General features: G+C 73.4%; 10 protein-coding genes and 1 pseudogene. 6 read left to right on the top strand and 5 right to left on the bottom strand.

What is annotated here, in order from left to right; genetic code table 11:
• A pseudogene (locus RS82_RS01960) lies at window positions 1-153 on the bottom strand (SbcC/MukB-like Walker B domain-containing protein); the annotation flags it as partial.
• A 568-nt stretch (window positions 154-721) separates the two neighbouring features.
• Here RS82_RS01960 and RS82_RS01955 point away from each other — a divergent pair.
• From RS82_RS01955 to RS82_RS01940, 4 genes are all read left to right on the top strand, one after another.
• Window positions 722-1,015, top strand: a complete 294-nt coding sequence (locus tag RS82_RS01955) for a GNAT family N-acetyltransferase (RefSeq protein WP_045296551.1) — start codon at window positions 722-724, stop codon at window positions 1,013-1,015.
• Window positions 1,016-1,114: 99 nt separating this feature from the next.
• Entirely contained in the window at window positions 1,115-1,354 is a 240-nt protein-coding gene (locus tag RS82_RS01950) for a hypothetical protein (RefSeq protein ID WP_045296549.1), read from the top strand.
• Complete coding sequence (locus RS82_RS01945) at window positions 1,354-1,956, top strand: hypothetical protein (protein ID WP_045296548.1); 603 nt, start codon at window positions 1,354-1,356, stop codon at window positions 1,954-1,956. The genes RS82_RS01950 and RS82_RS01945 overlap by 1 nt, the downstream gene beginning before the upstream one ends.
• 56 nt (window positions 1,957-2,012) lie before the next feature.
• The gene (locus tag RS82_RS01940; protein ID WP_045296547.1) at window positions 2,013-2,459 is read left to right on the top strand and encodes a DUF1622 domain-containing protein; all 447 of its coding nucleotides are present in this window, start codon (window positions 2,013-2,015) and stop codon (window positions 2,457-2,459) included.
• Window positions 2,460-2,468: 9 nt separating this feature from the next.
• Here the strand turns inward: RS82_RS01940 and RS82_RS01935 are convergent, their stop codons facing one another.
• The 4 genes from RS82_RS01935 to RS82_RS01920 form a co-directional block, all read right to left on the bottom strand.
• On the bottom strand, window positions 2,469-2,684 hold the full coding sequence (locus tag RS82_RS01935) for a hypothetical protein (RefSeq protein ID WP_045296545.1): 216 nt from the start codon (window positions 2,682-2,684) through the stop codon (window positions 2,469-2,471).
• A gap of 110 nt (window positions 2,685-2,794) precedes the next feature.
• The gene (locus RS82_RS01930; protein ID WP_045296544.1) at window positions 2,795-3,526 is read right to left on the bottom strand and encodes an alpha/beta fold hydrolase; all 732 of its coding nucleotides are present in this window, start codon (window positions 3,524-3,526) and stop codon (window positions 2,795-2,797) included.
• Between the two features lie 3 nt (window positions 3,527-3,529).
• Window positions 3,530-4,090 carry a hypothetical protein gene (locus RS82_RS01925; RefSeq protein ID WP_045296565.1) on the bottom strand — a complete coding sequence of 187 codons (561 nt, stop codon included), beginning with the start codon at window positions 4,088-4,090 and terminating at the stop codon, window positions 3,530-3,532.
• Window positions 4,091-4,176: 86 nt separating this feature from the next.
• Entirely contained in the window at window positions 4,177-4,650 is a 474-nt protein-coding gene (locus tag RS82_RS01920; protein ID WP_045296543.1) for an 8-oxo-dGTP diphosphatase, read from the bottom strand.
• 110 nt (window positions 4,651-4,760) lie between these two features.
• On the opposite strand from RS82_RS01920, the gene RS82_RS01915 reads away from it, so the two are divergent.
• Both RS82_RS01915 and RS82_RS01910 read left to right on the top strand, forming a co-directional pair.
• Window positions 4,761-5,909 (top strand): exonuclease SbcCD subunit D, encoded by a 1,149-nt coding sequence (locus RS82_RS01915; protein ID WP_045296542.1) that lies wholly within the window; start codon window positions 4,761-4,763, stop codon window positions 5,907-5,909.
• Window positions 5,906-8,914 (top strand): AAA family ATPase, encoded by a 3,009-nt coding sequence (locus RS82_RS01910; protein ID WP_045296541.1) that lies wholly within the window; start codon window positions 5,906-5,908, stop codon window positions 8,912-8,914. The genes RS82_RS01915 and RS82_RS01910 overlap by 4 nt, the downstream gene beginning before the upstream one ends.
• Window positions 8,915-8,951: the final 37 nt, after the last annotated feature.

Here is an 8,951-nt window from a genome sequence, read left to right as displayed (position 1 = left end):
CTTCAACTCGTCGAGCGAGCCGAAGCCTTCGTCGACGAACAGGGTGGCGAGTCGCACACCGCCCGCACGGGCGGTGACGACCTCGGCGAGCCCGAGGGCGAGCGCGAGCGATGCGAGGAACGTCTCGCCGCCCGACAACGACTGGGCCGGACGGGACGGGGCGGTGGCGGTGGGACGGTCGAGGAGTGCGGTGGTCGACATGATGATGGTCCTTGCGGGAGGAACCCGGGTGGCGGAGACCGGGTTGGATGATGTGCTGCGGCCCTGGTCGTCGGTGGCGAGAAAGGCCGTAGGCCGGATGGGGCCTGTGCCCGACGTTGGGCGGTGTGCGAAGCGGGTCCGGGTGCGCGTGATCGACGCACGAAACCGGTGCTTCGGGGGACTCCGTACGATCCGTGTTCAGAAGCGGAGGAGGAGTCCGACGGGGGTCACCGTGCTAGTGGCACATTCGACAACACATGACAACGCGACCGGCCATCATCATGCCGGCAGTCCTGTTCGCCTCCCGGGCGGACAGATACAGCGCGTTGTCAGTCATGAGCCCGATTATTACCGACTTTGTCCAAAAACGTCAAATCGCACGGGTTCCGGGCCCAGATCGTTTCGGAATGTGACAGATTGCTCAGTCCCACGTCGGGTGAGACCGAGTGTCAGCTGGGTGATCACTGCGACATACCGGGCGACGCGTCCCGCCGTGGCGCCGCGGGCGTAGCCTGGCGGCGTGACCGACCTCCGCTTCGCGAAAGAGCCCGACGCCTCGCGGTACACTCTGCACCGCGGCGACGATCTCGTGAGCGTGCTCGACTATCGCGACGACGGACGCACCGTGGCCATGACACGCGCCTATACGGTTCCCACCTTCCGCGGGCACGGCTACGCCGGCGAACTCGTCGAGCGCGCGGTCGAGGAGCTGGAGGCGCGCGGCGATCGCAAGGTCATCCCGGTGTGCTGGTACGTCGCGGACTGGTTCGATGCGAACCCGTCGCGCCGAGGCATCCTGAATCCGCGTCCGTAGCCGCAGTGTGCCCCGCCGACATCGTCGGCACTTCTTGTCAACCCCATGTCGCCGTGCGGCCGCGCGACGGAGGCTGGGGGAGGACGAGAGGAGCACGCCATGGATCGCGATCGAGCGAGAGACCAGGACCTGCCCGAGGGCGTCGTGAACGCCGACCCGCCCGGCGGCTGGGAGCAGGTCGACGACACGGAGTCGCGGGAGCGCACCGCGGCGGTGAGCGGGGCCGACCTGCTCACGGATGCCGCGCTGCAGCCCGACGACCCCGTCGAGGGGGAGGCGGCGCGGCAGGGTGCCGATCCCGACCTTGCGACCGACAGCGGACGAGGAGAAGAGCCGTGATGAGCACGACCGGTGACGAGTACGAGCGGGCGGGGGTCGACCGCCCCGATCGAGAAGATGCCGCAGGTGCCGGCGGCACGCAGGCGCCGGGCGAACCGGTGCGCGACGAGCCGCCCTCGGCACCGCCCGCGCTGGGCGAGCCTGCGCCGGACGCGCCGGATGCCGCATCCGCGACGGGGGACCCGGGTCGGACCGACGTCGAGCCCGGGGTGCCGGCGGCGCCCCCGCCGAGCCACGAGGCGGTCGGCATCGGGGTCGTGGAAGACGGCAGGGACCACCACGGCCAGGACGGCGCCCGCGCGACCCAGACCGCGGGGGAGGCGCAGCGCACCCCCGGTGCACTCGGGACCGAGCAGGAGCAGCGGCTTCCCGCGATGGCGCAGAACAACGCGTCCGACGTCGACAAGGTGGCGGGCATCGTCGCGCAGACGCGCCAGGACGTCGGCACGCATCCTCTGGAGCACACCGCGCATGTGCTGCGCCAGCGGCTCACGCAGTCCGGCATCGAGCTGCCGGAGAACGACATCGAGGAGCTCGCGCGACAGGTGTCGGTCGGGGACACCGACGACCCTGCGCACCCGCGGCGCCACGCCGCGGACTGACTCCGCGATTCGCCCGCCGATGTGCACGCACCCGGCCCTAGGCTGGGCGCGTGCACATGGAGGCGGTGTTCACGGCCGTCGCCGTCGGCTTCGAGGCCGTCGGCGCCGCCGCCATGATCGTGGGCTTCGTGATCGCGCTCGTTCTGGGCGGCCGGTCGCTCGCGCGTCACGAAGGCGGTCAGACCGCGTTCACGACACTGCGCACGACCCTCGGCGGAGCGATCCTCCTCGGGCTCGAGGTCCTGGTCGCCGCGGACCTCATCCGCACGATCACCTCCAAGCCCTCTCTCGAGGACGCGGCCATCCTGGGTCTCATCGTGCTCATCCGGACCATCCTGTCGATCTCCATCCAGATCGAGATCGAAGGCACTCTGCCGTGGCGTCGCGCCCTCCTGCGCAGCGGGGGCCAGATGATCGGCGATGCGGTCGCGAAGGACCGCGCGGCCCAGCAGGCCGCCGGCGCAGCGCGCGGGCCTGCTCCCCCGGACCCGCGCACGCCCTGACCTCGTGGGCTACGCGACCGCGCAGACCGCGGGGTCGTGCTCCGAGACGTGCAGCCCGATCGGCCGCGCCCACGCGACGCGCTGCGGGCGGGCGATGACGCGGGCCGGGCGGCGCACGGCGGCAGCGGTCCTCCGCTCGCGGATGGAGGCGAGGATCGCGTGCTCGCGGTCTCGCGACCAGGTGTCGTGGCGGTACTGCTGTTCGGCGGCGTATACAGCGAACATGGTTTCCTCCGTTGGTTCCGACAGTGTGAAACCTACGCGGGGGTTCCGACATTGCAGGCTGCGACGGGGATGGCAGGATTCCGGCGGGACCAGGCAGTCGCGAGCCGTCGTCACACCGATCGGGCGAACTCGCGGATGACCCGTGCGGCGGGTGCGGCATCCCGGATCATCGTCTCGTGACCGTGCCCCGCCACCTCGGCCAGCCGGCCGTCGGGCAGCGCGTCCGCGACCTGTCGGCACCACTGCTGCGGCGCCACGATGTCGTCCTCGCCGCGCAGAACCAGCGCCGGCATCCGCACGCGCGGCAGTACCTCCTCGGGACGGTGCCGGAGCATCGCGCGGAACTTGGCGCGCAGCCGCGGCCCGGCGCGCACGTACTCCCGAGCGCCGCGCGCGATCACCACCGGGCTCTCGACGGCGATGTCGCGCAGCAGCCGCCACACCTGCCGCGGTGCCGTCCGGGCCTCGGGATCGACGGTCGGCCCGATGAGCACGATGCCGTCGACGAGCGCGGGATGGCGTACGGCGACCTCCAGCGCGACCTGCGCGCCCATCGAGTGCCCGATGACGACGGCGGGGGCGCGCACGCGAGCCCGGAGGTACGCGGCGACGAGATCGGCGGTGCGCTCGATCGTGAGCACGCGGCGCGGTTCGGGGGCCTCGCCGTAGCCGGGGAGGTCGAACGAGACGACCTCGCCGTCGCCCAGATGACGCTCGAGGTCGGCGAAGACGCTTCGGCCCATTCCGATGCCGTGGATGAGGACGTACACGCGCTCGCCGCGTCCGCGCCGCTGCGCGACCAGCGTCGCGCCGGCGTGCGCGAATCTCTCCACGTCCGTCATGGATCAGGCGGCGCCCGGCTGATCGCGAAGGCCGACGCGATCGGGGATGTCGAAGTGCACCCGCGGCAGCCAGGCCTCGGGCTCGGGCCAGGGCCGTGAGGCGGGCAGGGAGCGCAGCCTCGCCCGCAGGGCGGTGCCGGATGCCTCGACCGGAAGCACGCGCGACGGGGCGTGGTGGGCGAGCGCACCGAGCCACCAGTGCCGCCACGTGCCCTCGATCGCCTCGGGTCCGGCGACGACGTAGTAGTCGGGCATGACGGCCTCGCCCGACGCGAACAGCGACAGCAGCGCACCGACCTCCGCCTCGAGGGAGCCCAGCGTGGCGCGCTCCTCGTACAGCTCGACCCAGGCCGACGCGACGTGCTCGAGCGGGTCCGCGTCGTGGACGACGTAGGGCATCGAGACGGAGGCGACGAGGTGCGCGGCGACGGCCGGCTCGGCCTCGCGCAACGACAGCGCGACGAGCGCGGGAACATCGGCGAGGCCGGTCAGCAGCTCGTCGCTGTCGGCTCCGACGAGCGCCACCACGGTCGATCGCGGAGCGGTGTCTGCGTTGTGCGCCATGTTCCACGATACGTCCGGCGGAGGACCGAAGGGAGGGTGCACCGCCGGAAGAGGAGCGAACCCGGCCGGCGGCGACGCCGCCGCGGTCACTCCGCGGTGAGCACCACCGTCGCGAGATCCGCCCCGAACGTGAAGCGCGCGTCGACCGTGCCGCCGCGGAGCACGCCCGGGAGCCACCGCGAGGCGTCGTCCCACATGCGCGCGTACGGCACCGCGTCGAGGCCGTACCACTGCGGCGTCATCCCGTCGCGCTCGACGGGGTCGCCCCGCCACCTGCGGCACACGAACACCGTCGCCTGCCGGGACCACGCGCGCCGGGTCGGGAAGTGGTACTCGACCGTTCCGGCGAACAGCAGATCGGATGCCTCGACCCGCACGCCGAGCGACTTCCGAGCCTCGCGCACGGCGGCCTCGTCGGCGCCCTCGCCCGGGTCGACCTCGACGCAGATGCCGACGACCTTCCCCCGGCCGAGCCCGGCGCGCTTGCGGCCCAGCAGCACCTCGGCCCCGTCCGCCCCGCGGCGCAGCAGGAACACCACGCAGACCTCGGGCAAGGACATGGCTCGAGGGTACGCGCCGGAGACGCCGCGCCGACGCGGAAACCCCGGTGGTTCGCCGGTCCGCGGCCTGCCTCGCCGGCGATGTCAGGGGCCGAACGTACCGTGTGAGCATGCGGATCCTGCACACCTCGGACTGGCACATCGGGCGGTCGTTCCACGGCCACTCGACGCTGGATGCGCTGCGCGGTGTGCTCGAGGCGCTGGTCGCGCAGGTGACGGAGCGCGACGTCGACCTCGTGATCGTCGCAGGCGACGTGTTCGACTCCGCGACACCCGCGGCGGGCGCATATACGCTCCTGACGGACGCGCTGCGCGGCCTGGCCGACGCGGGTGCGACCGTCGTGGTCACGAGCGGCAACCACGACTCGGCGGCGCGGCTCGGCTTTCAATCGGGCCTCCTCCGCGACGGCGTCCACGTCATCACCGATCCCGCGACCATCGGGACCCCGATCACCGTCCACGACGAGCACGGCCCCGTGCACGTGTACGGCATCCCGTACCTCGAGCCCGTGCTCCTGCGCGGCGCCTGGCCCGGCGTGCGCACGCAGGCCGATGTGCTCGCGCATGCGATGGACCTGGTGCGGACGGATGCCGCGACCCGCGGGGCGCGCTCGATCGCGGTCGCGCACTGCTTCGCGGCGGGGGTCGAGCCGACACCCCACCTCGAGCGCGACATCCAGCAGGGCGGGCTCGACATCGTTCCGCTGTCCGCCTTCGACGGCGTGGACTACATGGCCCTCGGCCACATCCACGGGCGTCAGCAGCTCTCGCCGCGCGTTCGATACGCCGGGGCGCCTCTGCACTACAGCTTCGACGAGGGGCACAAGCCGCGCGGGGCATGGCTCGTCGAACTCGGCGCCGAGGGACTCGGCGACATCGAGTGGCTCCCGCTGCCGGTGCCGCGCGCCCTCACCACGCTGACCGCGACCCTCGACGAGCTGCTCTCCGACGAGCGGTTCGCGTCCCACGCCGACGAGTGGGTACGCGCCGAATACACCGATCCACTGCCGCAGCGCGACCCGATGCGGCGACTGCTCGCCCGTTTCCCGTTCTGCGCCGAGGTGCGTCACGCGCCGGTCGCGACGCGCATCGACGATGCGCGCTCCTACGCCGAACGGGTCCGCTCCGCCCGCAACGACGCCGAGCTCGTCGACGCCTTCCTCTCCCATGTGCGCGAGGGAGAGGGCGCGTCGATCCGCGAGGCCGAGCTCGTCGGCGAGCTGCTGGAGCAGCGCGCGCGGGTGGAGGCGACCGCGTGAGGCTGCACCACCTCGAGCTCACCGGCTTCGGGCCCTTCCTCGAGAGGCAGAGCGTCGACTTCGAGGCGTTCTCGCACGACGGCATCTTCCTCATCGCCGGCCGCACCGGCGCGGGCAAGTCGAGCATCCTCGACGGCGTCTGCTTCGCGCTGTACGGCAGCGTGCCCCGCTACGAGACGGGCGACAAGCGCCTGCGCAGCGACCACTGCGCGCCCGAGGATCCCACCGAGGTCCGCCTCGAGTTCACCGTCGGCGACCGGCGCTGGCGGGTCACCCGCGCTCCGGAGTACCAGCGGCCTGCAAGACGCGGCGGCGGGCTCACCACCGAGCCCACGCGGGCCGAGCTCGAAGAGCTCGTCGCGGGCGAGTGGATCGGCCGCGCTGCGAAACCACGCGACGTCGGGCTGTTCCTCGACGAGGTGCTCGGCCTCAACGCCCAGCAGTTCCAGCAGGTGATCCTGCTGGCGCAGAACCGCTTCTCGAGGTTCCTCCTCGCCTCCGGCACGGAGCGGCAGACGTTGCTGCGCGCGCTCTTCGGCACGCGTCGCTACGAGGAGTACGCGCGCGAACTGGGCGAGCGCAGCAAGGCGGCGCAGCACGAGCTGGACGCGCTCGGCGAACGGGCCCGCACCCTGCTCGATCAGGCGGAGCGCCTCATCGCGGCGCACGAGCTCGTGCCGGCCGAGGAGGCCGAGGGCGACAGGCCGCTCGACCTTGCTGCGCGGCGCGCGGCGGTCGACCTCGGTCAGCAGCGTGCGTCGTACCGCCTCGACACGCTGACGCGCGAGCGCGCCGCTGCGGACGACACCCGCACCCTCGCGGAGGCTGCGCACGCCGAGCGCGTCGCGCTGGCCAAGGCGCAGGCAGAGCTCTCGCGCGCGCGGGAGCGGCTCGCCGCGCTCGAGGAGGCGGGCCCGCAGATCGCCGACGACCGTCGGCGACTCAACCGGGCACGCTCTGCAGAGGTGCTGCGCGCGCCACTCGAGACGGCACGCCGAGCCGAGCGCAGCGCGGCGACGTCGGCCGAGCTGGCCGCGTCCGCCGACGCGGCATGGGCTCGTGCGGTCGCCGGCACCGACGACGCGAGCGCCGACGATCTCTCCGCGGTGGTCGAGCGACTCACCGGCGAGCTGGCCGTATGGACCGCGGCCCTCGCGCACGAGGCGGCCCTGGCCGACGGCGAGACGCGGAAGACGGCTGCCGCAGCGGACGCGGCGCGGCTCGAGGCCGATGTCGTGGCACTCGATGCACAGCGCGCGCAGGTGCCGGCCGAGCTCGAGCGCATCGACACGGAGCTCGAGGCCGAGCGCGCGGCGGCCTCCCGTCGCGATCCCGCTCAGGTGCGCCACGACGAGCTCACCGGGCGCCTTGCGGCCGCCGTCGAGGCCGAGGGGCTCGCCGACGCGCAGCGCGCAGCAGAGATCGTCCACCGCGATGCGGCCGCGGCGGCCGCCGCCGCCGCCGAGAGGGTCGCCGCACTCCTCCAGCGCCGTCTCGACGGCTACGCGGGCGAGCTCGCCGCGACGCTCGTCGAGGGCGAGCCCTGCGCCGTGTGCGGTGCGACGGCACATCCGTCGCCGGCCGCGCAGGCCGACGAGCCGGTGACCGACGAGCTCCTCACGGCGGCAGACGCCCAGCGTGACGCGGCTGTCGCGCGCGAGCGCACCGCAGCGGACGTCGCGAAGACCGCGCGGGAACGCCATGGTGCGGCAGCCGCCCGCGCCGGCGGAGAAGGCGTCGAGCGGCTCCGCGAGCAGCTGGCCGCGGCCACCGCAGACCTGGCCGCCGCCGAGCGCGCCGTCCAACGCCGCGATGCGCTCGCGGCCCGGCGCACCGAGCTGGCGGCGCTCGACCACGAGGCCGAGACATCCCGAGCATCCCTGACGGAGCGACTCGCCGAGGCACGCACCCGGATCGCGGCGCTGGAAGAGCGGGTCGCGGCTGCGCGCGAGGCGGTCGACGCGGCCCGCGGCGAGCACGTGAGCGTCGCCGACCGCGTCGCCCACGCCACCTCGATCCGCGACGCGGGCCGTGCGGCGGTCGACGCCCGCGCCGATGCGCATCGCGCGGCGACCCTGGCAGCGCAGGCGCGCACCGACGTCGACGAGAGGATCGCGGCATCCGTCTTCGCCGACGTCGCCGAGGCGACCGCCGCACTCGCCGCACTCCCCGACGTGGAAGCCCTCGCAGAGCGGATCTCGGCGCACGACACGCAGCTCGGAGCCGCGCGGGCGCGCATGCTCGAGCTCGAGCTCGAACTCGCGGGCGCGCCGAGCGAGCGCGTCGACACCGATGCGTCACAGGCGGCGCTCGCGGCCGCCGACGCGGCACGCACCGAGGCGCTCCGCGCGGAGAGCGACGCGCGCACGCTGGTGGCGGGACTCCGCGATCTCGCGATGCAGATCGATCACGCGTACGCCGGCGTCGCCGCACGCGCCGCAGAGGCCGCGGCCATCGCACGGCTCGCCGACACCGTCGCGGGCCGCGCCCCCAACACGATGAAGATGGACCTCGAGACGTTCGTGCTCGCCGCCGAACTCGAAGAGATCGTGGCCGCCGCGAACCTGCGGCTCAGCGACATGTCGTCGGGTCGCTACCGGCTGCAGCACACCGATGCGCGGGCCGCGCGCGGCGCCGCGTCCGGCCTCGGCCTCGAGATCATGGACGCCTTCACCGGCCAGTCCCGTCCGGCCCAGTCGTTGTCGGGCGGCGAGACGTTCCTCGCATCGCTCGCGCTCGCCCTCGGGCTCGCCGAGGTCGTCACCGCCCGTGCGGGCGGTGTGCGACTCGACACCCTGTTCGTCGACGAAGGCTTCGGCTCGCTCGACGAGGAGACGCTCGACCTCGCCATGCGCACCCTCGACGAGCTGCGCCAGGGCGGGCGCACCGTGGGCGTCATCAGCCATGTGGCCGCGATGAAGGAGCAGCTGCCCGCGCAGCTCGCGGTCGAGGCGACACCGGCCGGGCCGAGCGTCATCCGGCAGGACGCCGCCGCCCGCGTCTGAGCCACGGGCTCGGCTCCGCCCATCCAGCGCGGCACCG

Origin of the sequence: Microbacterium trichothecenolyticum, assembly GCF_000956465.1 — a bacterium.
In the GTDB taxonomy this organism is placed as follows: Bacteria; Actinomycetota; Actinomycetes; order Actinomycetales; family Microbacteriaceae; genus Microbacterium; species Microbacterium trichothecenolyticum.
This window is presented reverse-complemented; position numbering and strand designations above follow the sequence as displayed.